Genomic DNA, 23,641 nt, shown 5'->3' on the forward strand with positions numbered 1-23,641 from the left:
GCCGGCTACAATATGCCCCATTCCAGTGCGCCCCGGGCCCGTCCGCGGTGCATTTTTGTCCGGCCGCGCGGCCGGTTTCCCTTCCAGCTCAGGTCAGTCCTTGTCGTCCGAACCGGCAGTTTCCGATTCCGAAGGCCTTGCGGTCCGCCAGGCGCGCTGGACCGCGGCAAGGGAAGGCTTGCGCGCCGTCGCGCCTACCATGGTCGCCACCGGCGCGTGGGGGCTGGTGACCGGGATCGCCATGGTCAAGTCGGGGCTGTCCGAAAACATGGCGCTGCTGATGTCGCTGGCGCTGTATGCCGGATCCGCGCAGTTGACGTCGCTGCCGCTGATCGCTACGGGCGCGCCGCTGTGGCTGATCTTCGCCGCCGGTTTCGTCGTGAATCTGCGTTTCCTGATTTTCGGCGCGGCGCTGCATCCGTTTTTCCGCCACTTGTCGTGGCCGCGCCGCCTGGCGCTGGGCTACTTCACCACCGATATGGGTTTCGTGCTGTTCATCCCGCGCTACGGCGATGCGCGCGTGCGCGGCACGCGCGAACAGCTTTGGTTCTTCATCGGGACGATCGCGCCCAGCTGGTTCGTCTGGCAGGGAACGTCGATCGCCGGCATCTACCTGGGTTCGCTGGTGCCGGCCGCCTGGTCGCTGGATTTCGCCGCCGTGCTGGCCCTGCTTGCCATCGTGGTGCCCCTGGCGACGACCCGGCCGATGCTGGCGGCGATGGCGGCCGCGGCGGCGACCGCGTGGTTCGGCCAGGTCTTTCCCTTGCGGCTCGGGCTGGCGGCCGCGGTGTTTGCCGGCGTGGCGGCCGGCATGCTGGTGGAACGCCGCGCGCGGGGCCGCGCATGAACCTGGACATGGCATCCGAGGACGCATATGTCTATGCCGCCATCGCGCTATTGACCCTCTGCAGCCTGATCACCCGCGCCGGCTATCAAGTGTTCGGGGATTACCTGCCCTTGTCCGACAGCGTGCGGCGCGCCCTGCGCTATGCGCCGGCGGCGGCCCTGACGGCCATCATCATCCCGGACCTGCTGCCGTGGCGGGCAGGCGTCGGGCCGTTGCTGGATATGAAGCTGTTGGCCGGCATCGTCGGCGTGCTGGTTTTCCTGCGCACGCGCAGCGCGGTACTCGTCATCGTCAGCGGCATGCTCGTGCTGTGGGGGTTGCGCTGGCTGGCGCCTTAGCCACGGGGTGTATGGCGGCTGTGCAGGAACGTTCGCGCCGCCGTTCGGGCGGCGAGCGCCCCGCCAGCGGGCGCTTGACCGGCCCCGCCCGGTCAGCGTTCCGTCCCGAATAAATTCGCTACAGAACTGGCGTGGAGTCCTACCTGCGCTAAAATGAACTTATCCACAGCAATCCGGGCCTGATTCCTTCTGTTTTCGTGCTTGCACGTGGCACCGGTATCTGCCTACCCCATGACTGAAACCAATCCTTCCGCAGCACCTTCAACGGATGCGCCGACACTCGCGTTTTCGGACTTCGATCTGCATCCACTGCTGCTCGCCTCGATTACAGAAACCGGCTACACCGTTCCCACCCCCATCCAGGCGCAGGCCATCCCCGTGGTGATCGCCGGGCGCGACGTCATGGGCGCGGCGCAAACCGGTACCGGCAAGACGGCCGCGTTCACGGTGCCCATCCTGCACCGGCTGATGCCGATGGCCAATAGCAGCGCCTCGCCGGCGCGCCACCCCGTGCGGGCCTTGATCCTTACCCCCACGCGCGAGCTGGCCGACCAGGTCGCCGAAAGCGTCAAGCGCTACAGCAAGCGCACGCCGCTGCGTTCGGCCGTGGTGTTCGGCGGCGTGGACATCGGGCCGCAGAAGGAAAGCCTGCGCAACGGCTGCGAGATCCTCGTCGCGACCCCTGGCCGGCTGTTGGACCATGTCGAGCAGAAGAACGTCAATCTGGGCCAGGTCGGCATCCTGGTATTGGACGAAGCGGACCGCATGCTGGACATGGGCTTCCTGCCCGACCTGGAACGCATCATCAGGCTGTTGCCCGAGCAGCGCCAGAACCTGCTGTTTTCCGCGACGTTCAGCAACGAAATCCGCAAGCTGGCGCGTTCGTATCTCAGCCACCCGGTCGAACTCGAAGTCGCGGCGCGCAATGCCACGGCGGACACGGTGACGCAGATCGCCTACGAAATGAGCAGCGAAGCAAAGCGCGCCGCTGTCGTTCACCTGGTCAAGTCGCGCAATCTGAACCAGGTCATCGTTTTTTCGAATACCAAGATCGGCACCGCCAGGCTCGCGCGCGAACTGGAGCGCGACGGCATCAAGGCTGAATCCATCCACGGCGATAAAAGCCAGGCCGATCGCATGAAGGCGCTGGATGCCTTCAAGGCGGGACAGCTCGAAGTGCTGGTGGCCACGGACGTCGCGGCCCGCGGGCTGGACGTGGCGGGCGTGCCCTGCGTGATCAATTACGACCTGCCGTACAACGCCGAAGATTACGTGCACCGCATCGGCCGCACGGGCCGCGCCGGCGCCTCCGGCGAAGCCATCGCGCTGTTCACCCCCAGCGAAGAACGCCTGCTGCTGGATATCGAAAAACTGATCAAGCGGCCGGTGCCGCGCGGCAAGCTAGAAGTGCCGGCTGAGCTGCTTTCGCGCAGCCGTAGCCACGGTCATGGCGATGAAGCGCGCGGTGCCCGCGACCGCCGCGAGCCACGCGGGCGCTCGTCCGGCGAACGGCGCTATGGCGAATCGGGCGCGCGGCAGGCACCCGTGGACGACTTCTTCTTCAAGCCTTACGTGCCCAGCAACCCCGCGCCGGAATCCAATCCCGAGGGCGACGCGCCGGCCGACCGGGCCGCCGCATCCAAACGCAAGGTGGCCGTGCTGCTGGGCGGCACGCGCAAGCCTTCCTGAACCCCTGAATCGTTTGCCCGGCCTATTCCGCCAGTAGCGCGCGGATATCGGGCAGCTGGGTAGGCAGCGTGGCGCTGTCCGGTCCCAAGGACGCGATCAGCCGTTCCAGATGCCCGATGTGCGGCAGCATGGGGCCGAAAAAAACCGTCTTGCCCGCGCGCTGCACCAGCAGCGTCGGGAAGTTTTCCACTTCCTCCTCCCCCAGCAGTTCGGGATGGTCTTCGATGTCTATCCAGACGAAGACCGCCGTATCGGCCTGGGCGGCGAGCTGTTCCAGCTTGGGCCGGTATTCGCGGCAGGTATCGCACCAGGCGGCGCAGAAGCAGGCGACCAGGTCGATGTCGGGACGTTGAAGCAGGCCACGCAGGGCGGCACGATCTTTACCGGGTTCTAGGACTGACATATCGGCAGCAGCGGAAGTATTTAACTATCATACCTGCGATGCACAACCGGACGATCCTCATGCCCGCCTCCCCCTATTCCCCGACGAATCCGCCGCCCGCGTCAGCCGGCCTGGCCGGCGTCTGGCAGGCCTTCAGGCGCGCGGCGGTATCGCAATGCCATCCCGCCATGCTGTTCGCGGTGCTGCTACCTTTCCTGATCGCGTTGATCGGCGCGATCCTGCTGTTGTGGTTCTGCTGGACGCCCCTGACCGACTGGCTGCGCGACGAGGCGTCGCAATGGAGCGTCGTCAACAGCGTCGACGAATGGCTGGTTGCGGTCGGATTGTTTTCACTGAAGGTGTACCTGGTGCCCGTGGTGGCGGCGGCCATCCTGCTGCCGGTGTCCGGCATCCTGGGCCTGGCCATCGCGGCGATTTTCGTCATGCCGCTGGTCTTGCGCCACGTCGGCGAACGGGAATACGCGGCCGTCGGCAAACAGGGCAAGTTCGGTACCGCGGTCAGTGTCTGGAACGCCATATGGGTCAGCCTGGCATTCGCGCTGGGATGGCTGCTGACCCTGCCGCTATGGCTGGTGCCTCCCATGGCGGTACTGCTGTCCATCTTCTGGTGGGCCTTCGCGTTTTCGCGCATGATGCGCATCGATGCCATCGTCGAACACGCCAGCCCGGAGGAAAGGCGCATCCTGATGCGCCGGCACAATACGGGCTTCTGGATCATCGGGCTGGTGTGCTCGCTGATCAATCTGCTGCCGCCCGCCTGGGTATTCCTGCCGGTGTTTTCGGCGTTGGTCTTCGCGCATTACGGCCTGGATGCCCTGCAGCGCTTGCGCCAGGAAAAAGTCATCGAGATGGGCCGCTGACCTTATTTGATGGAATCCGAAATGTCTCTCGATCCCGCGACGCCCCGCGTCGGCCTTATCATCGTCGGCGATGAAATCCTGTCCGGTCGCCGGCAGGACAAGCATTTTTCCAAGGTCGTGGAATTGCTATCCGCGCGCGGGTTGCGACTGGCCTGGGCCGAAATCCTGCCGGATGACCGGGACACCCTGGTCGCCGCCTACCGGCGCAGCTTCGCCAGCGGGGATATCGTTTTCTCCTGCGGCGGTATCGGCGCCACGCCGGATGACCACACCCGCCAGGCGGCGGCCGCGGCCCTGGATCTGCCGCTGGCGCTGCATCCCGATGCCGAACGCGAGATCACGCTGCGTTGCGCCGAAATGGCCGCGAAAGGGCAGGGCAGCACGGATATGAGTACCCCGGAAAACCAACGCCGCCTGGAAATGGGCCGCTTTCCCCAGGGCTCCGAGATCGTTCCCAACCCGTTCAACCGGATCCCGGGGTTTTTCATCCGGGAACATACCTTCGTGCCCGGCTTTCCCGTCATGGCCTGGCCCATGCTGGAGTGGACGCTCGATACGCGATACCGCCATCTGCATCATCAAACGGCACATGCCGAGCATGCCTTCCTGGTTTACGGCCTGCCCGAATCCCGCATCGCGCCCGTCATGGAGGAAATCCAGGCGCGCTGGCCCGGGGTGAAGGCGTTCAGCCTGCCCAGCGTGGGCGAAGACGGCAAATCGCCCCACATCGACCTTGGGGTCAAGGGAGAACCGGACGCGGCGGCAGAAGCGATGAATTACCTTCGCGCCGAAGTAGAGCGCCTGGGTGGCCGCTTGACGCCGTCCGCCTGACCCGTCCGCTTCACCCGGGGGCGTGACGGCAGCCGTCCCCAGCCTGGCCCCTTGCCCATCCGCATGGCCTCTTGGTGTGGCAAGAAACTCCGACGGCCTGGCTCCCCGCGGCTCCCGGGCGGCGGTTCAGGTTGCCAAAGCGCGCCACGTATTTCACAATACGGGAAATAACGAAATATTGCGCCGCCGCATTGCCGTGCTTCCCGCGCGGACTACGCGGGACCGGCGCGCAGAGCTTATGACCCGCCCCTCATCCCAAGCCAGCAGCGCCCATCAGCCAGGCGATGGCCACGCGACCATCGCGATCCAGGTCATCGAACGCGCCATGCGGCTGCTCGATGCGCTGGCGGCCCAGCCCGAACCGGTCACCTTGAAAGAGCTCGCCGCAACGACGGGCCTGCACGCGTCCACGGCGCACCGCATCCTGAACGATCTGGTCGTGGGCCGCTACGTCGAACGGGTGGACAACGGCGTGTACCAGCTCGGTATGCGTCTGCTGGAGCTTGGGTCCCTGGTCAAGGGGCGGCTGAACGTGCGCGACGCGGCCAAGGCCCCTATGCACGATCTGCACGAGCTGACCGGCCAGACGGTCAATCTCTCGGTGCAGCAGGGCGACGAGATCGTCTATATCGACCGGGCCTGGAGCGAACGCTCCGGAATGCAGGTGGTGCGCGCCATCGGCGGGCGCGCGCCGCTGCACCTGACGTCGACCGGCAAGCTCTTCCTTTCCATGGCCGAACCCAGGCAGGTCCGCGCCTACGCCTTGCGCACCGGGCTGAAGGGCCATACCGACAACAGCCTGACACGGCTGGATCTGCTGGAGCGAGAGCTGTCCAAAGTGCGCAGCCACGGCTATGCACGCGATAACGAAGAACTGGAAGTCGGCGTGCGCTGCATCGCCGCCGGCATCCATGACGATAGCGGCAAGCTCGTCGCGGGGCTGTCGATTTCGGCGCCCGCCGAACGCATGCAGGACGAATGGATCGCGCGCCTGATGGACACGGCCGCGCGGATTTCCACATCGCTGGGCTATGACGTCCGCGTCGCCGAAACGGCGTTCGGCCAGACTGAGGTGGATGGCGCGGTGGCCGGCCGGCAGGATGGCGCCCAGGCCGCCTGAACCCGTTGTCCCCGCCCGGATGGCATCCGTGGGGGCCCGCGATAAAAAAAGCCCGGACGGTGCAAGCACGGGCCGGGCTTTCGACGAACCCCGGCGGACCGGGGTTCACGCGCTGTCCCGCTACGCGGGTCGCGCGGCGGATGTTATTGTTTTTCGATATTTGCTTTCTTGAACAACTCGGCCCATTGCGGCACCTGTTGCTTGACCTTGGCATCCAGGGCCTGCGGGTTGGCGTCGTCCACCAGCACCGTGGCGCCCAGCGTCTGCATGCGCTCCTGGAACTTGGGGTCCTTCACGCCGGCCTGCAGGGCCTTGACCAGCTTGTCGACCACCGGCTTGGGCGTGCCCTTGGCCACCCACATGCCGTGCCAGATGCCGACCTGGAACCCCTTGTAGCCCGATTCGTCCATCGTCGGCAGGTCGGGGAGGGTGGCAACCCGCTTCAGGCTGGTGACCGCATACGCCTTCACCTTTTTCGCGTTGATCTGCTGCGTGGTGTTCGTCGTCTGGTCGCACAGCATGTCCACCTGCTTGCCCAGCAGGTCGTTCATGGCAGGGGCCGTCCCCTTGTAGGGCACTGTCAGCAGTTGCACGCCGAAGGCCTCGTTCAGCATGACGCTGCACAGGTGGCTGGCGGCGCCGATGCCCGCGTTGGCCAGCGTGATCTTGTCGGCGTTCTTCTTGACGTACTCGGCCAATTCCTTGATGTTGTTCGGCGGGAAGTTGTCACGCGCCAGGATGGTCATCGGCACGTCGACCACCAGGCCGATCGGTTCGAAGCTCTTGAACGGGTCGTAGCCGGGGTCCTTGTAGAGCGAGGGCGCCGTCGAAAAACCCACGTGCATCAGCAGGACGGTATAGCCGTCCGCCGGCGCCCGCGCGGCGAAGGTGGTGCCGATCGTGCCGCCGGCGCCACCTTTGTTTTCCACGATGATCGATTGGCCGAGCGACGGGCGCATGGCTTCGGCCAGCGATCGCGCGACGTTGTCGGTAGGCCCACCGGCGGCGAACGGGACCACCATATTGACGACGTGGTCCGGGTACTCTGCTTGGGCGGCACCGGCCGCGGATAGCGCGACAGCCGCAAGAACGGCAGCTAGCCGACGGGATCGGAAAGGCATGTTGTCTCCTCAATTTGCGGGTGCATACCCGCATACGGGTGCAAGTGCAATCGCTACGAGAGCCTCTACGGGCCTACTCTGCATGCCAGTCTAGGCAATAAGCAGGGACGCGTCACCCTAGTTGTTTCCCCATGTTGCGCCCTTTTCACGGTCTCTCTATCTTTCGCCGGTGGATGCGCTGTCACGATGCGCCGTCATACTGAAGCGCCATGCTGCCCCGGAAGCGATAGTCCCGTGGTGCCGGAACGCGATACCCCGCCGAATTGTGTGGGTTTGTTGCGGCGCACCAAAAGTGCTTGACATCGAACCGGCTATGTCTAAAATGTGAATTGTGCAGTGCACAACGGCTCGGGAATTGTGGTAGCCGCGAGCCTGGGGTGTTTCGGCAGTATGGAACCCTCGCATCTTCTTCCGCATCCCGCCATTTGCGCCCCCTGCGAAGGGGCAACTCGAGGAGATTCCCTATGAGCGCTATTCCGCAACAAGTCTTTGCCCGTCAAAAGGCCGGCATCAACACCCTGATCGCCACGCAGTCCGCGCTTTTCGCGGGCTTCGAGAAACTCGTGGACCTGAACCTGAAGGTTATCAAGGCCTCGATCGATGAAGTCGCGCTGCGTTCGCAGCAAGCCGCCGACGTCAAGGACCCGCAGGAAGCCCTGGCCTTCTCCACCGGCCTGGTGCAACCCAGCGCGGAAAAGGCGCTGGCCTACGGCAAGCATGTGTATGACATCGTCGCCGGCGTGCAGGGCGAACTGGTCAAGCTGGGCGAAGAGCATATCGCCGACAACCAGGCGCAGCTGTCCGAAGCCATCGATCAGTTGGCCAAGAACGCCCCGACCGGCACGGAAGGTGCCGTCGCGCTGATCAAGTCTTCGCTGGCGACCGCCACCAGCGCGTACGATTCGATGAGCAAGGCCGCCAAGCAGGCCGCCGAAGTCGCCGAATCCAATTTGAATGCCGCCGCCAACGCGACCTTCAAGGCTGCTTCGGATGCCGCCGACGCCGCCAATAAGGTTGCATCGCCCCGTAGCCGCCGCGCTGCCGCCTGAGTCTTTCGGGCCGGCATCGGCGCCCCGCTGCCGCGGGTGCTATCGTGGTAGACCAGTTTGAGCAGAGCTGGAGCTGGGCCGCCTTAATGGGCGGCCCTTTTTTTTGTGGTGCGCCGGGGCGCTACCGTGCCCGTACGGCGGTGGCGTCCACGCATTCGCGGACCAGGGCCGGCCCGCGATAGATCAGCCCGGTGTACAACTGCACCGCATCCGCGCCCGCGGCCATCTTTTCGGCGGCCTGGCGCCCACTATGGATGCCGCCCACGCCGATAATGGACAAGGCAGATCCCAGCCGCTGTTTCAGCCGCGAGATGACCGCCAGGCTGAGTTCATGCACCGGCGGGCCGGACAAGCCGCCGGCCTCTTCGGCATGCGGCAGGCCGGCCACGGCCGCCCGCGACAGCGTGGTATTGGTCGCGATAACGCCGTTCACACCATAGCGCGGCAGGATATCGGCAATGGCGTCGACCTGCTCCGGGTCCAGGTCGGGGGCGATCTTGACTGCCAGCGGCACATCCCGGCCACGGGTATCGGCAAGCTCCTTGCGCGTCTCGCGCAGGCGCTCCAGCAGGTGGTTCAGCTCGTCGCCGCCCTGCAGGGAGCGCAGGTTCTGCGTATTGGGCGACGAAATATTGACCGTCACATAGTCCGCGTGCGGGAAAACGCCGCGCAGGCCCTTCAGATAATCGTCCGCGGCCTGGGCGATCGGCGTGTCGGCGTTCTTGCCGATGTTCAGGCCCAGAATGCCGCCGCGCGCGCGCCACTGGCTGCGCTGCACATTGGCGATAAAAGCGTCCAGGCCCAGATTGTTGAATCCCAGCCGGTTGATCAGCGCGTTGGCGCTGGGCAGGCGGAACAGCCTCGGCTTGGGATTGCCCGGCTGCGGACGCGGCGTGACCGTGCCGACTTCCACGAAGCCGAAGCCCAGGTTGCCTAGCGCATCGATATGGGCGCCATTCTTGTCCAGGCCCGCGGCGAGGCCGACGGCGTTCGGGACGCGCAGGCCCATCAGGGTGATGGGAGCGAGCGGCGCGGCATGCATCAGCGAACGGGTCGCGCCGCAATCGTAGGCGCGCTGCAGCGTTTTCAGCGTGACTTCATGGGCGGTTTCCGCGTCCATGGCGAACAGCGCCCGGCGCGCGAGGGGATAGGCTTGGAACAGGATAGACATGGGGCGGCATTGTAGAGCGATCCGCCTGCGTATGGCGCGTTCGAGCGGGTTTCAGCGCACGCGGGTGCGAGCCGGGGCGGGGCCGCGAGAGCGCCGGGGGCGCCGCGGGACGCGCGTCAGGACGCCGTATCGTCCTCGGCGGGCGGGTCGCGCCAGTTGCCGTCGATCAGCAACTGGGCGGGCCGGAAACCGGCCTTGTAGGCCATTTTGCGGCTGGCCGCGATCCAGTAGCCCAGATATAGCCAGGGCAGATCCAGGGCGCGGCACTGCTCGATCTGCCACAGGATGCTGTAGGTACCCAGGCTGCCCGGCAGTTCCGGGTCATAGAAGGTGTAGACGGAGGACAGCCCCTCGTCCAGCACATCGATGATCGAGACCATCGCGAGCGTGCCGTCGGGCGCGCGGAACTCCACCAGGCGCGTGTTGACCCGGCTGGTCAGCAAGAATTGCGCATACTGCGTCCGGCTATCCTCATCCATCCCGCCCCCCGGGTGGCGCCCCTGCTGGTAGCGGGTGTAGAGCTCGTAGTGTTCGGGCGACCACGCCAGCTCGGCCACGAAGGAGCGCAGATCGCCATGCCGCTTCCATGCGCGCCGCTGGCTGCGGCTGGCCGCAAAGCGCGCGGTATCCACGCGCACCGGGATGCATGCCTGGCAACCGTCGCAGTGCGGCCGATAGGTAAAGAGGCCGCTACGCCGGAAGCCCTGTTCCACCAGTTGCGAATACGTGCCGGCGTGGATCAGGTGCCCGGGCGCGGCAACTTGTGAGCGCGCCTGGCGCCCAGGCAGGTAGCTGCAAGGGTAGGGGGCCGTGGCATAGAACTGTAGGGTGGAAAAAGGGAGTTCTTTTAGCTGGCTCATGCGCGCTCGCCAGCAGGTGTGAGGCCCTGTGGCGCTGCGGACATGATAACGCCTAAGGCGCTAGGACGTCGTCTCGGCTAAAGGCAGCAGGCGTCCATGCGTGTCGAGCCTGCCACACTGCCAGGGCGGCGCCGGCAACGTTACCAATTCCGCCACGCGGGCCACGAAGCGCGCGCGGGGCACGGGGCGCGCGCCCAGGGTGGCCAGGTGACGGGTCTGTTGCTGGCAGTCTATCCATGGAACCCCGTGATTCTGCAAAAATCGCACCAGGTGCGCCAGCGCGATCTTCGAACCATCGGTGACATGGGTGAACATGGATTCGCCATAGAACATGCCGCCCAGGCTGATGCCGTACAGGCCCGCGCTCAGTTCGCCGTCCACCCAGGTTTCGACGCTGTGCGCCGCGCCCGCGCGGTGCCAGGCGGCGTAGGCGTCGCGCATGTCTTCGGTGATCCATGTGCCGGACAACCGATCGCGCGGCGCGGCGCAGGCCGCCAGCACCCGCTCGAACGCGGTGTCCACGCGCACCTGCACGCGCGGATGGGGCTGCTGTTCCTCGCGGGCAAGCCGGCGCAGCAGCTTGGCCATCGAATGCGAGACGATGAAGTCGTCGCAGGCCAGCACCATGCGCGGGTCGGGCGACCACCACAGGACCGGCTCGCCCTCCGAATACCAGGGAAATATGCCGCGCGAATAGGCTTCCGTGAGCCGTTGCACCGACAGATCGGCGCCGGCCGCCAGCAGGCCGTCGGGGTCGCTCATCGCGCACTCGACCGGCGGCAGAGGCGTATCGGGATCAACCCAGGGCAGCTTCAATGATGTTCTAGCGAATAGCGATGGGCACCGAAGACGCCGCGGCGGCGGTCTTCCAGGAAGTGCCGCAACGTGGTGACCACCGTGCGAAACGACAGCTCATCCCAAGGGATTTCGGATTCGTCGTAATAACGCGCATCCAGGCTTTCCGGCCCGGGATCGAGGTCCGGGCTGAGCGCGCGGGCCAGATAGTAAATATGCACCTGATCCACCTGGGGCACGTCGATGACGGTGAACAGCTGGCCCAATTCCACCCGGGCGCCGGATTCCTCCAGCGTTTCGCGCGCCGCGCCCTGGGCCGTGGTTTCGCCCAGTTCCATGAAGCCGGCCGGCAGGGTCCAGGTATCGTAGCGGGGCTCGATCGCGCGACGGCACAGCAGGATACGGTTCTCCCAGACCGGCAGGGTACCCACCACGACACGGGGATTCTGGTAATGGATGGCGCCGCAGTGATCGCAGATATCGCGTTCGCGGTTATCGCCGTCCGGCACACGCCGGTTGACGGGGGAACCGCACTGGCTGCAAAAGTTGGCACGGCGGGGCGCCGGGAAATAGTGGGTGGGCTTTTCGCTCATGATGCCGATTCTAACGGCTAGCCCGGTCGGCAGGGGAAGGGAGCGGATTGGCGACGAAACCCAGTTCCTGTTCCAGGGCGTCGCGATGGACGCGGCGCAGCGGCACGGCGCTGCCGGATACCGGATGGCGCACCCGCAGGCCGCCGGTATCGTCCAGCCGGGCTGCCGCTTCCAGCGCGTCGGTTCCGTCTTCCAGCCGCATGGCGTCCATCAGGGCCGGCACATCGCGTCCTGCGACCATGCCGGGGCCGGCGTCGGTCCGTGCATACAGCCGGTGCGATTCGTCCAGGTACCAGGCGGTTACCTCGTGCACCGGCAGGCCGGTGTGGGTCTCCAGGGTGGACGCATCGGCGCCGGTGCGAAGAATATAGGGCGCCGCATCCAGCCGGACATAGACCCGCTGCGGACCGTTCTGGAAAAACCAGCGTCCCAGGTCGTCGTGATCGTAGTTGCGTGCCATGTAGGCCAGGATCGCGGGGTTGCCGATGGATACGCCCGCCCCGCCGCGCGCCGCGTCGCCTTCCGGATGCAGCCGCCACTGGCCCGCGGCATTCAGCGATAGCCAGCCCGCCACGGCGGGTACATTGGGCCAGCGGGCGATGGCGTCGAGTACGGAGGCGTCCATGATGGTCTCCTGGGTAAGTGTTCATCGTGCGCGGTGTCGCTCGCGACGGGGTGTATCGATATGCCGCGATGGCGGCGTCCGGCGGGTCAGGCGATGCCGGCGTCGCGCAGCGTCGAGGGGCATAGCGACATGCCGCCCGTCAGCGTCGCGCCAGGCTCCAGCACCGCGGTGCCGGTGTCCGCGTCATGTCCGGGATTGCCCGTGCCGCCGGCGGCCGTATAGCGATTGAACGCGTCCGTCATGTGCGAAACGGGTTCGACCGCCAGATAGGGTTTGCCGGGCGGCGTGAAAATGACCAGATGACTGAATGTCGCGTCGGCTCGCAGCGTGACGGCGGTATCGCGTTCCGGCCAGGCGATGGCCGCGTGGCCGCCGAAGCCGCGGAAGACATTGTCGTAGCTGGCGTGTTCGGCCAGCATGCCGGATGCCAGCGCAGCCGGGGCGGGCTGCAGGCGCAGCGGCAGGTTGGCGTCATCGTTGGTCCACATGTCGCCGACATCGGCCCACACCCGCGTTCGCGGCGTACGCGGGAAATACGGATGCCAACCCAGGCCGGCCGGCTGCGGTTCCGCGCCGGTATTGCGGATCGAGAGCGTCATGTGCAGGCCGTCGTCGTCCAGCCGGAAAACCTGCCGGGCCGTGTACGGGAACGGCCATCCGGGTTCCGTGCCGCGGGGCGTGTACGCCTGCGCCAGGTCCGCGCTGGCGCGGGTGCTGGCCTGCACCTGCCATGGGAGCTGCCAGGCCACTCCGTGCATGGGCAGGGGCGCGTAGTCCACGGTCCGCGGAATGGCATAAACCCTGCCGCCGAACGCGAGCCTGCCGCCCGCGAGGCGATTCGAAAAGGGCAGCAGCGGATAGCAGGCCGTCAGGCGGGCGATCCCGGGTACGCCGTCGCTGGGCCGCAGGATGGGCACGCCGCGCCATGTATAGCGCAGCAGGGTGCCGCCCAGATGGGGGCAGATATCGACGCTGGCATCGCCGTGCTGCAGACGCAGTATCGTGTTGTTGTCCTCGTTCATACGGGCGCGGGATCGTTGCGGTTCATCGGGCGATTATAGGTATGCCCATCCGAAGCGGCGGGAACACGCTTTGCGGTGCGCTCATGGGTCGCGCCGCGTGGGGCGCATGGTCCCGCGCCGGCTGCCTCCGGTCCCCACACATGGAGCCTCATCATGAAAAAGGCGAAAAAACATCCGCCGGCGCGCGTCCTGATCTGCATCGCCGCCGCCATCGCATTGACGATGGCGCCGTGGGCGGTATCCGGCGTGCAGGCCGCGGACCAGCGATCGTCGTCGGGAAGCTCACGGCCCCTCATGCCGGGCAATCAACCCGCCGGGACGGGGCTGAACCAGCCCGTGCCCGGGTCGGACATGGGGCCGAACGCGCAGCGGCCCCGTACGCCGGCCGTGACGCCGGGCACCGCGACGCCACCCACGTCCGTATCGCCGCCGGGCGGCCCCTCGTCCGGCCTGCCGGCCCAGGGCACCGTCAAGGGCAGCCAGGGTGCGCCCGGCTCGCTCGGCGACCCGGCGGGCGGCACGGCCGGAAGCCGTGGCGCCAAGGACAATCGCTACGGACACTAAGCGCCGCGCGGCACGAAGCGGCGGCTGCGCACCCACTTCGTCGCGATCCATTTTTCGCCGGCCAGCACCGGCGCGCCCGCATGCAACGAGGCCGGGTCGGTTTGTCCGGCCGCGTTGCCGTATTCGAAGTACACCGCGTGGCCCAGGCGCGGCGACACCGACCAGCCCGACTCCGGAAACGTCGTTTCACCGCCGGCTGGAACGTCGTTGAGATACATGATCAGCGTGCATACCCGCTGGCCGCTGCGTGCCACGGACTCGCGGTTGGCCTCGTTGGCGGGCATCGGGTAATCGAAGTGCGGGGCGCTTTCCGCGCCGGCCGGATAGTGCAGGATCTGCAGCCCCTCGCCATTTTCCACGGGGCGGTCGATCAGGCAGGCGATGCGCCGCTCGATTTTCTCGATCAATGCCGTTTCGCCCAGGCGAAAGAACATGCCCAGGCTGCTGCGGTGGTCCTTCGCCACATCCAGGCCCGTTATGGGATCCACCACTAGCGATCGGCGCAGCCGCGGCCGCGCCGCGGCGATCAGCTGCGCGCATTCGTCCGTATCCAACACGTCGGCCAGGATCGCGGTACTGGGCCGGACCATGCGCGCGAGCACGCGCACATCGCGGTCGGGAGTGCGGATCAGCGGTCCTGCCGCCAGGCGCATGGCGTCCGGCCGATAGGCGGAAGGCGCGGCCTCCCCGTCCACGTTCGCATCGAGCACCAGCTTTCCGTCCGGCAGTGGCGTGCCGTGCGCCAGCGCGTGCGCGACGGCGCCCACCATTGCGGCGGCCAGGTCGGGTGCCGTGCGATGCGTGATCAATTCGGAAACGATGTCCCGCGCGGCGACACCGCGGTGGAGGTTGTGCGCGATCCAGTCGCGCACCTGATCGGAGAATCTGACAGTGATGGCCATGGGGACGATGGTATGTCCCGCATGTTGCAGGCCATCGTTGTCCCGCTTCCGAAGCACGACGACGGGAAGCCACGACGATGACGACGCTTCCCGCCGATGCGCGCGATATGACGACTTGGCGATGAACTGCTTGCGAATGGCTGAACGCATTGTGGCAGTGTCATGCACAAGCGCGATTTTGTGTAACCGCTGCGCAATGTGCGTATGGGGTAATGCCGCACTTCCAATCCGGTCGGCGGTCCTTGCGTTCGCGCATTCAAACGGTTCGACGATCGACAACCCATACATCCGTGAACATGGACCGTCGAAATTTCATCAAGTGGAGCAGCTTCCTGACTGTCTCGGTCGCCATGACCGGCACGCTTACCGCGTGCGGAGGCGACAATAACGACAGCGGCAATGACAGCAGCAGCGAGACGGCCCCGGCCGGCCCCGGCAATCCCGCGCCGGTGTCTTTCGCGCAGGGCGTTGCATCGGGGGATCCCCGGTCCGACAGCATCATCCTCTGGACCCGTGTGGAAGGCGCCAACGGCACGGACCCGGTGAAGGTAATCGTCCAGGTCGCCACGGACGATACGTTCTCGGCCTTGCTGGTCAACGATACGATCGAGGCCGATCCGTCGTGGGACTACACGGTGCGTCACAAGGTCGTCGGCCTGGAACCCACGACCACGTATTTCTATCGCTTCGTCGCGGGCACGGTCACCAGCATGGCAGGTCGCACCAAAACCGCGCCGGCGGATGGCGCGGGCGTCGCGCAACTGAAGTTCGCCTTCATCGCCTGCCAGGATTGGAACGCCAACCATTGGGCGGCGTTCGGCGAAATGCTGAATGAAGACCTGGACTTCGTCGTCCATCTGGGCGACTACATCTACGAAAGCCTCCCCGCCCGCGTGCTGACCGGCCAGACCGAGAAGACGCATGCGCCCTTGGTCCTGCCCAACGGGACCAAATTGGACGACGGGTCGGTCTACGCCACCACGGTGGCGGACTACCGTGCCCTGTACAAGAGCTATCGCTCGGATCCTCGGCTGCAGGCCCTGCACGCGCGTTTTCCGATGATCGCGATATGGGACGACCATGAGTTCTCCGACGATGCCTGGCAGGATCACCAGACCTACACGGCCACGGACGACGAGACCGAGCAGCTCGCCCGCCGCCGCAGCGCCAGCCAGGCGTGGTTCGAGTTCATGCCCGCGGACGTCACGCTGGACCTGAACAATCCGTCCTTCGAGAACATCCAGATCTACCGTTCCTTCACCTTCGGCTCGCTGGCCACGCTGGTGATGACCGACGAACGCCTGTACCGCGACGACCATGTCATTCCGGAATCGGCGACCGGCGGATTCCTCGGCAGCCGTTACCTGGTCGGGCGGGACACGCTGGCCGCCGCCGAGCAGGCCAAGATCGCCGCGGGCGGTACGCAGTCCATGCTGGGCAGCACGCAGCTGGCCTGGTGGAAGGACCAGATGCTGGCAAGCAAGCCCAAGACCGCCTGGCGCCTGTGGGGCAACGAGGTGTCGTTGCTGCGCATGCAGGTCGATGGCCAGGAGGCCGTGGTGCAACTGGTCACCGATGCCATCGTGGCGACGGACCCGGGCGACCTGGCGCCTTTGCGCAACACGGCCATTCTGCCGGCCGTTCGCCAGGACATCCAGGCGATCAAGACCTCGGGCACGCTGCCTGGCGCCTTTACCGCCATACATGCGCTGTTCGACACGGCATTCGGCGTGGACGCCGTCAACGCTTCCGTCGCGGCGATCAACGCGATGCTGCCGCCGGTGTCGTTCCTGAACGTCATCCTGTTCGACGCGGACCAGTGGGACGGCTACAACGCCGAGCGCAAGGACATGATGGCCTTCCTGAAGAACAACACCATTCCGAACGTGGTGGCGTTGACAGGCGACATCCATGCGTTCTTCTCCGGCCCGGTCATGGACGATTTCGACGCCAGCTCGCCGACGCCGGTGATGGTGGACCTGGTAACGGCCGGTGTGTCCAGTACTTCGCTGTTCAGGTTCTACGTGGACGAAGTCCACGCGCAGCCCTCGCTGGCGGGCTTGCAGCCGCTGGTCTACCAGAACGTGACCAATAAGCTCAACGGCACGATGTCCACCTTCAACGCGTGGCTGAAGTACGTCGATACCGACGCCCAGGGCTATGCCGTGGTGACGCTGACCGCGGACCGGCTGACCTGCGATTTCCGCAAGATGAAGCCGCTGGTCAATGGCGAGCTGCCCGCCGCGCCGGCGGTGGCCGGCACCACGACCGTGACGGTCGACACGGGCGTGCCCGCCGTCAACCTGGCCGTCTGAATCCGTCCATTCCGTACACCTCATTCCGTAGAGGGAAAGGTCCATGATCGTATCCAAGCACTCTCGTGACTCGCGGCGCGCGCCGCTTTACGCCTCGCTGACGGCGATCGCCGCGGCGCTGGCCCTGGCCGGTTGCAATGGTGGCGACGACAATTCGTCCAGTCCCGCCGCCAGCAACGACGCGCCTGCCACCGTCACCATGCAGGGCGTGGTGACTGGCTCGAATTACCAGCCGGGCAGCACGACGAATCCCAACATCGATGCCGCTTATTTCCAGAACGCCAAGGTCTGTATCGATGCCAACACCAACGGCAAATGCGACCCGGAAGAGAACCCGGTAACCACCAACGGCAACGGCGCCTTCTCCTTGCAGGCCCCGGCGGTGGCGGCGCTGCTGGCCGACGTCGGCACCGACGCGGTCAATAGCGCCAGCGGAATGAAAGTCGCCAGGCGCATGGCGCTGCGCGTCTCAGCCGAAGAGATCCAGGACCAGGGGGCCGGCAAGATCGTCATCAGCCCGATGTCCAGCGAAATCCAGCGCATGGTCGAGGACGACGACAGCAGCTATGCCGCGGAGAAGGCCAACCTGGCCGCCCGCCTGAACGTGCAGGCCGCCGACGTCATCGTCGACGTGCACGCCACGCAGGGCGCCACCCGTACGTCGCTGCTGTTCGAAGCCAACCAGCTGGGCAGCCGCTACACCTACGCCACGACCAAGCTCGATCGCGGGGACCTGTATCCCGATGCGCTGGCCGTGGCCGGTGGCGATCCGGAATTGACCAATAAGATCAACGTCACGCCCGAGACGGCGACCACGCCGGAGACCCGCAAGCCGATCACCTTCCTGCAGGCGCAACAGGCGGCCTTCAACGTGGAGGGCATCCCACGCTACGACCATCTATTCGTTCTGTTCCTGGAAAACAAGGGCTCGAATACGATTCTCAACCAGCCTTACGCGCCCAAGATCGCCAAGTACCTGAAAGAGAACAACCAGCTGACGAATTATTTTTCGACCGGCCAGCCCAGCGAACCCAACTACACCGCGGTCGGCGGCGGCGACGACTTCGGCATCACCGACGATTCGCAGTGGAACTGCAGCGCCACCGGCGCCAACGCGCCCAAGGACCCCTTGCCCACCCATGACAAGCCGGGCCTGGTGTCTTCGCCCTTCAACGCGACGGCCAATTGCAACGGCACCAACCACAACATTACGGCGCCCAACCTGTTCACGGCGCTGGAAAACGCCGGCATGAACTGGCGCGTCTACGGCGAAACGATGAACCCCGGGCAGGACCCCCGTACGGACAGTGTCGCCGACGCCGCCATCACCGGTGTGGATACCGCATATCCGAACGGCATAGGCAACGACCCCACCCCCATCCCGTCGGGCGGCACGGTGCCCCTGGCCAGCAATATGTACCGGACGAAGCACCATCCGGCCATGCCCTACCAGGACGCGCGCCTGTTGCCGGACTTCTTCTTCAGCAATCGCACCCTGGGTGGAGGACAGTTCGACGCCAATATGCAGAACGGCACCAAATATGTGGTTCCCGCCAACTATGAGGTAGACCAGTTCGGCAAGGACCTGGACAGCGGCGATGTCGGCGCGCTGAACTTCCTGATCCCGGACCAGTGCGACGACATGCACGGCACGACGGTGAAGACGACCGGCGGCGCGCCGATCACGGACTGCGCCGCCCCGGCGATCATTACCCGCGGCGATAACTACGTCGATTACATCATCAAGAAGATCCAGGGGTCGCGGGTGTGGAAGAACACCCAGCAGCGCTCGGCGATCGTCATCATGTTCGACGAGGCCACCGCCAGCAGCGGCTTCAATTCCTGCTGCGGCTGGAACGTCAGCAACAGCACGGTATCGCAGCCGCTGAAGCAGAACCCCGACGGCAGCTTTACCCCGGACCCCTCGGTGGTCAACTACACGGAAGGCAACCACGGGCACGGCAATTCGATCTTCCTGGTGGTGACCAACCAGCCCAACGCGCCCAAGGGCGTGGTCGACAGCGACGCATACAGCCATTTCTCCTTCGTTCGCACCATGCAGGACATGTTCCAGCTGGCCGACCCGGCCATCGACGGCTCGTACATGAACCGCGCCAAGTACACCGAGAAGTTCATCGCCGAACACCTGCAGGTCCTGCCGGAGTATGCGAACAGCGGCGACACGCACTTCGACTCGGTTCGTCCGATGAATCACGCCTACGTGATTCCAGCCGACTATCGCCAGAAGCAGTCGACCGATGCGGCCACGCCGCCGCAGATCGGCCCGGACAAGACGCAGGTGAGCGTCTGGGCGGTGAAGTGAAACTTCCGCAATCCAAAGGATTTTGCATGCGCAAGCGTTTTCCGGTGGCGGTCGCGCTGCTGGCGATGGCAGCCGTGGCGGGTGTGGCCGCGGGCGGGAGCGGCGAGCAGGGTACGGCCGCGTCCCCGCCGGGGCAGGCCGCGCGGGAAGCCCCGTGGAACAACCCCGTGATCCGCCAGAAGCCGCTCAGCCTGGCGGCCCAGGTGGGGCAGAGGCTGTTCTTCGACCACAACATGTCCGGTTCGCGCAAGATGTCTTGTGCCACCTGCCATGACCCGAAGTTCGCCTACGGTCCGCCCAACGACCTGGCCGCGCAACCGGGTGGCGCCGCCCTGGCCGATCGCGGCGTGCGTGCCGTGCCTTCGCTGCGGTACAAGGACAAGACGCCGCCGTATTCCGATTTGCTGGACAATCCCGACGCGATCAGCGTGCCTGGGCCCGGCGGCGGCTTCGACTGGGACGGCCGCGCCGCGGATCACGCCGGGCAGGCCGAGGGACCGCTGCTCGATCCGGTGGAAATGGCCAACACATCGGCCGCCGCCGTGGTGGCCAAGGTCAAGGCGGCCGACTATGCGCCGCTGTTCCGCCAGGCTTTCGGCGATCATGCCTTCGACGATACCGCCGCCGCCTTCCGCGACATTACCGCGGCGCTACAGGCCTTCCAGCTGGAAGATATCAGTTTCCGGCCGTACAACAGCAAGTTCGACCTGTACACCTCCAACAAGAAAGGCGGCGAGCTGACCGTGGCCGAGTTGCGCGGCATGAAGGTCTTCACCGATCCGGACACGGGAAATTGCGCCTCGTGCCATTACCAGGGGGCGGGTTTTCGCGGCAGCAGCGCCCTGTTCACGGACTTCTCGTACGAGGCCATCGGCGTGCCGCGCAACGATGCCCACGCGACGCGGCCGCTGGCCAATCGCAACGATATCCCGGCGAACGACAAGGACGCCGGCCGTTTCGATATGGGCCTGTGCGGCCCGCAGCGGCCGGATCATGCCTTGACGGAGGACGGCAAGCCCAGCAGGTTCTGCGGCATGTTCAAGGCCCCGACGCTGCGCAACGTCGCGCTGCGGCAGACGTTCTTCCACAACGGTGTCATCCACTCGCTGGAACAGGCGATCCGCTTCTATAACACGCGCGATACCAACCCGGAGTTGTGGTATCCGACCGTCGGCGGCAAGGTGCTCAAGCCGGGCGACCCCGGCTACGACAAGGACTACCCGACCTACGGGCTGATCACCGTGCAGTATGCGAAAGGGACGGGCAAAGTGCAAAAGTACAACGACCTGCCCGCGCGATACTGGGGCAACATCGATACCCAGATGCCTTTGGACGGCCGCCCGGCCGGTTCCAAGCCCCCGATGTCGGAGCAGGACGTGCACGACCTGATCTGCTTCCTGAATACGCTGACCGACGACTACCGGCCTGATGCTCCGCCGACGGCCGCCCAGAAGGATTGCGTGCGCTGAGAGGGTGCGGCGCGGGGTGTAAATCCAAAAAAACGATCCTTATCGAGGAGCGTTTGAAGCGGTAGCGCTGGCGCCGGGCGGGACCATCCTGGCGCCGGCGGCCGATGCGCGTTAACACCCTGTAAGGCGGTATCTGATATAAGTGCCGGGTCCGGCTCCGGCGAAGTACAGCCCGAAAGATGATAGTAGAGGCTGTTTCGCTGCCGGTTTCCACGGAGAAGCTTCATGACTCAAGAGCGAGAGCCGCGCAGGCGTTTCCTGCAACAGGTATTGGCCATCGTGCCCGCCTCGACCCTGGCCGCGGGTGCCGCGGTAAGCCAAACGGGCTGTACCGGCCAGCCGGCGCAGACCGGCACGGCGGCAAGCGCGAATCCCCCCAAGCCCTACACCCCCACGTACTTCACCGAAGCGGAATGGAAGTTCGTCGCTGCCGCGGTGGATCACCTGATCCCGGCCGACCAGTACGGTGCCGGCGCTATCGAGGCCGGGGTTCCGGAATTCATCGACCGGCAGATGGAAACGCCCTGGGGCCACGGCCAGCTGTGGTACATGCAAGGCCCGTTCCATCCCGACGTGGTGCCGGAGCTGGGCTACCAGATCAACCAGACGCCGCGCGATGTCTATCGCCACGGCATCGCGGCGTGCGATGCATGGTGCAAGCAGCAGCACGGCAAGGTATTCGTCGACCTGGACAAGCCGCTGCAGGAGCAAGTCCTCAAGGATCTGGACTCGGGCAAGATCGCCTTCGACAACGTGCCGTCGCGCACCTTCTTCAACTTCCTGCTTTCCAACACGAAAGAAGGCTATTTCGCCGACCCCATCTACGGGGGAAACAAGCAGATGGCGGGGTGGAAGATGGTGGGCTTTCCGGGCGCCCGCGCGGACTTCGCGGACTGGACCGACCAGCCCAACGTCAAGTACCCGTACGGGCCCGTATCCATTTCCGGGGAAAAGGGCTGAGCGATGGCGATCAAGCGAGAGAAAGTCGACGTGGTGCTGGTCGGATTCGGCTGGACCGGTGCGATCATGGGACAGGAGTTGACCGAAGCGGGCCTCAATGTACTGGCGCTGGAGCGCGGCCCCATGCGGGATACGCCGACCGATGCGCAGTATCCGAAGGTCATCGACGAACTGGCGTACTCGATACGCGGCAAGCTTTACCAGGAGCTGGCCAAGGAAACCGTGACCATACGCCACGGGGTGAACGACCTTGCGGTGCCCTACCGGCAAAACGGGTCCTTCCTGCTGGGCAATGGCGTGGGCGGCGCGGGCTTCCATTGGAACGGCATGCACTACCGGGTACTGCCCGAGGAACTGCAGCTGCGCACGCGCTACGAGGAACGCTACGGCAAGAAGTTCATCCCGGAGGACATGACGATCCAGGATTTCGGCGTGACCTACGAGGAACTGGAACCCTATTTCACCCAGTTCGAGTATGTGTGCGGCACGTCGGGCAAGGCGGGCAACCTCCAGGGCAAGATCGTGCCCGGCGGCAATCCGCTGGAAGGCGCGCGCAGCAAGGATTATCCGGTGCCGCCGCTGCCCAATACCCTGGGCGCGCAGCTGTTCGAGAAAGCCGCGCGCGAGGTCGGCTTCCACCCCTATCCGGCGCCGGCCGCCAACGCATCCGAGCCGTACACCAACCCCTACGGCGTGCGCCTGGGGCCTTGTAATTTCTGCGGCTTCTGCGAGAACTACGGCTGCTATATGTACGCCAAGGCTTCGCCGCAGACCACCATCCTGCCCGTTCTGCTGAAAAAGCCGAATTTCGAACTGCGCACGCATTCGCACGTGCTCAAGGTCAATCTGGATTCGTCGGGCAAGAAGGCGACGGGCGTCATCTACATCGACGCGCAGGGGCGCGAGGTCGAACAGCCGGCCGATCTGGTGATCCTGACCGCGTACCAGATGCACAACGTACGCCTGCTGCTGCTTTCCGGCATCGGCAAGCCCTACGATCCCGTCACCAACGAAGGCACGGTGGGCAAGAACTACGCCTACCAAATGAACGGCGCGGTCAATGTTCTGCTGCCCAAGGGCACGCAGCTCAATCCCTTCGTCGGAACGGGGGCGGGCGGCGTAGCGATGGACGACCTGAACGGCGACCAGTTCGATCACGGGCCGCTGGGTTTCATCGGCGGCGCTTCGATCCGGCATATCCGCTATGGCGGCCGGCCCATCGCGCAAACGCCCACCATGCCGGGCGCGCCGCGCTGGGGAAGCGGGTGGAAGGCAGCCGTGCAGGATACCTACCAGCGTTATATGAGCATCGGCATCTCGGGCTCGGTCATGTCCTATCGCGACGCGTATCTGTCGCTCGATCCGACCTACAAGGATGCGTTCGGCCAACCGCTGCTGCGCATGACCTTCGACTGGCACGATAACGAGTTCGACATGATCGGGCACCTCGGCACGCGCATGGACGAAGTCGCCAAGGCCATGAACCCCGAGAAGCACTTCATCGCCGTGCGCAAGAAGGGCTCGCACTACGACACCCGCGTCTACCAGAGCACGCACAACACCGGCGGCGCGATCATGGGAACGAATCCCAAGGAAAGCGTCGTCAACCGGTATCTCCAGAGCTGGGACGTTTCCAATGTCTTCGTGATGGGCGCCTGCCTGTTCCCGCAGAACATGGGATACAACCCGACGGGGCTGGTCGGGGGGCTGGCCTACTGGGCCGCGCACCATATCCGCGAGCAGTATCTGAAGAATCCCGGCCCGCTGGTGCAGGCATAAGGAGG

General features: G+C 65.5%; 22 protein-coding genes. 13 read left to right on the top strand and 9 right to left on the bottom strand.

The annotated features are described in order from the left end of the window. Positions 1-100 precede the first annotated feature (100 nt). From CAL28_RS05840 to CAL28_RS05850, 3 genes are all read left to right on the top strand, one after another. A complete protein-coding gene (locus CAL28_RS05840; RefSeq protein ID WP_254925997.1) occupies positions 101-847 on the top strand; it encodes an AzlC family ABC transporter permease in 747 nt (248 codons plus the stop codon). 8 nt (positions 848-855) lie between these two features. Continuing rightward, complete coding sequence (locus CAL28_RS05845) at positions 856-1,185, top strand: AzlD domain-containing protein (protein WP_094840664.1); 330 nt, start codon at positions 856-858, stop codon at positions 1,183-1,185. A 231-nt stretch (positions 1,186-1,416) separates the two neighbouring features. Beyond that, a complete protein-coding gene (locus CAL28_RS05850) occupies positions 1,417-2,874 on the top strand; it encodes a DEAD/DEAH box helicase (protein ID WP_094840401.1) in 1,458 nt (485 codons plus the stop codon). A gap of 22 nt (positions 2,875-2,896) precedes the next feature. On the opposite strand, the gene CAL28_RS05855 is transcribed toward CAL28_RS05850, so the two are convergent. Beyond that, positions 2,897-3,277, bottom strand: a complete 381-nt coding sequence (locus CAL28_RS05855; RefSeq protein ID WP_094840402.1) for a thioredoxin family protein — start codon at positions 3,275-3,277, stop codon at positions 2,897-2,899. Between the two features lie 59 nt (positions 3,278-3,336). Between CAL28_RS05855 and CAL28_RS05860 the strand changes: the two genes are divergently transcribed. From CAL28_RS05860 to CAL28_RS05870, 3 genes are all read left to right on the top strand, one after another. After that, a complete protein-coding gene (locus CAL28_RS05860) occupies positions 3,337-4,137 on the top strand; it encodes an EI24 domain-containing protein (RefSeq protein WP_094840665.1) in 801 nt (266 codons plus the stop codon). A 21-nt stretch (positions 4,138-4,158) separates the two neighbouring features. Then, entirely contained in the window at positions 4,159-4,968 is an 810-nt protein-coding gene (locus CAL28_RS05865; protein WP_094840666.1) for a competence/damage-inducible protein A, read from the top strand. Between the two features lie 238 nt (positions 4,969-5,206). Next, positions 5,207-6,088 (top strand): IclR family transcriptional regulator, encoded by an 882-nt coding sequence (locus CAL28_RS05870; protein WP_094840403.1) that lies wholly within the window; start codon positions 5,207-5,209, stop codon positions 6,086-6,088. Positions 6,089-6,231: 143 nt separating this feature from the next. Here CAL28_RS05870 and CAL28_RS05875 read toward each other — a convergent pair whose 3' ends face one another. After that, positions 6,232-7,209: a tripartite tricarboxylate transporter substrate binding protein BugD gene (locus tag CAL28_RS05875; RefSeq protein ID WP_094840404.1), complete on the bottom strand. Its 978-nt coding sequence runs from the start codon at positions 7,207-7,209 to the stop codon at positions 6,232-6,234. A gap of 464 nt (positions 7,210-7,673) precedes the next feature. Here CAL28_RS05875 and phaP point away from each other — a divergent pair, with 464 nt between their 5' ends. After that, a complete protein-coding gene (phaP, locus tag CAL28_RS05880) occupies positions 7,674-8,258 on the top strand; it encodes a TIGR01841 family phasin (RefSeq protein ID WP_094840405.1) in 585 nt (194 codons plus the stop codon). 121 nt (positions 8,259-8,379) lie between these two features. Here phaP and CAL28_RS05885 read toward each other — a convergent pair whose 3' ends face one another. The 6 genes from CAL28_RS05885 to CAL28_RS05910 form a co-directional block, all read right to left on the bottom strand. Beyond that, a complete protein-coding gene (locus CAL28_RS05885) occupies positions 8,380-9,429 on the bottom strand; it encodes a quinone-dependent dihydroorotate dehydrogenase (RefSeq protein WP_094840406.1) in 1,050 nt (349 codons plus the stop codon). A gap of 116 nt (positions 9,430-9,545) precedes the next feature. Then, positions 9,546-10,289 (bottom strand): arginyltransferase, encoded by a 744-nt coding sequence (locus CAL28_RS05890; RefSeq protein ID WP_094840407.1) that lies wholly within the window; start codon positions 10,287-10,289, stop codon positions 9,546-9,548. A gap of 60 nt (positions 10,290-10,349) precedes the next feature. Next, positions 10,350-11,105 (bottom strand): leucyl/phenylalanyl-tRNA--protein transferase, encoded by a 756-nt coding sequence (gene aat, locus CAL28_RS05895; RefSeq protein WP_094840408.1) that lies wholly within the window; start codon positions 11,103-11,105, stop codon positions 10,350-10,352. Beyond that, entirely contained in the window at positions 11,102-11,677 is a 576-nt protein-coding gene (locus CAL28_RS05900) for an NUDIX hydrolase (RefSeq protein ID WP_440588353.1), read from the bottom strand. The genes aat and CAL28_RS05900 overlap by 4 nt, the downstream gene beginning before the upstream one ends. Before the next feature lie 10 nt (positions 11,678-11,687). Beyond that, the gene (locus CAL28_RS05905) at positions 11,688-12,302 is read right to left on the bottom strand and encodes a DUF2946 family protein (protein WP_094840410.1); all 615 of its coding nucleotides are present in this window, start codon (positions 12,300-12,302) and stop codon (positions 11,688-11,690) included. 86 nt (positions 12,303-12,388) lie between these two features. Then, positions 12,389-13,324: an aldose 1-epimerase gene (locus CAL28_RS05910; protein ID WP_094840411.1), complete on the bottom strand. Its 936-nt coding sequence runs from the start codon at positions 13,322-13,324 to the stop codon at positions 12,389-12,391. Positions 13,325-13,477: 153 nt separating this feature from the next. Here CAL28_RS05910 and CAL28_RS05915 point away from each other — a divergent pair, with 153 nt between their 5' ends. Next, positions 13,478-13,888 (top strand): hypothetical protein, encoded by a 411-nt coding sequence (locus CAL28_RS05915; protein ID WP_094840412.1) that lies wholly within the window; start codon positions 13,478-13,480, stop codon positions 13,886-13,888. On the opposite strand, the gene CAL28_RS05920 is transcribed toward CAL28_RS05915, so the two are convergent. Further along, complete coding sequence (locus CAL28_RS05920; RefSeq protein ID WP_094840667.1) at positions 13,885-14,790, bottom strand: 2OG-Fe(II) oxygenase; 906 nt, start codon at positions 14,788-14,790, stop codon at positions 13,885-13,887. The genes CAL28_RS05915 and CAL28_RS05920 overlap by 4 nt on opposite strands. 296 nt (positions 14,791-15,086) lie before the next feature. Here CAL28_RS05920 and CAL28_RS05925 point away from each other — a divergent pair, with 296 nt between their 5' ends. The 5 genes from CAL28_RS05925 to CAL28_RS05945 all read left to right on the top strand — a co-directional run bounded on the left by CAL28_RS05925 (position 15,087) and on the right by CAL28_RS05945 (position 23,636). Further along, positions 15,087-17,105 (top strand): alkaline phosphatase D family protein, encoded by a 2,019-nt coding sequence (locus CAL28_RS05925; RefSeq protein WP_094840413.1) that lies wholly within the window; start codon positions 15,087-15,089, stop codon positions 17,103-17,105. A gap of 43 nt (positions 17,106-17,148) precedes the next feature. Beyond that, the gene (locus CAL28_RS05930) at positions 17,149-19,428 is read left to right on the top strand and encodes an alkaline phosphatase family protein (protein WP_094840414.1); all 2,280 of its coding nucleotides are present in this window, start codon (positions 17,149-17,151) and stop codon (positions 19,426-19,428) included. Positions 19,429-19,454: 26 nt separating this feature from the next. Beyond that, positions 19,455-20,897, top strand: coding sequence for a cytochrome-c peroxidase (locus CAL28_RS05935; RefSeq protein WP_094840415.1), 1,443 nt, complete (start codon positions 19,455-19,457; stop codon positions 20,895-20,897). A 225-nt stretch (positions 20,898-21,122) separates the two neighbouring features. Continuing rightward, positions 21,123-21,857, top strand: a complete 735-nt coding sequence (locus tag CAL28_RS05940; RefSeq protein ID WP_094840416.1) for a gluconate 2-dehydrogenase subunit 3 family protein — start codon at positions 21,123-21,125, stop codon at positions 21,855-21,857. A 3-nt stretch (positions 21,858-21,860) separates the two neighbouring features. Then, positions 21,861-23,636, top strand: a complete 1,776-nt coding sequence (locus tag CAL28_RS05945; protein WP_094840417.1) for a GMC family oxidoreductase — start codon at positions 21,861-21,863, stop codon at positions 23,634-23,636. Positions 23,637-23,641 lie beyond the last annotated feature (5 nt).

The sequence above is a fragment of the Bordetella genomosp. 11 genome (assembly GCF_002261215.1).
Classification (GTDB): domain Bacteria; phylum Pseudomonadota; class Gammaproteobacteria; order Burkholderiales; family Burkholderiaceae_B; genus Bordetella_C.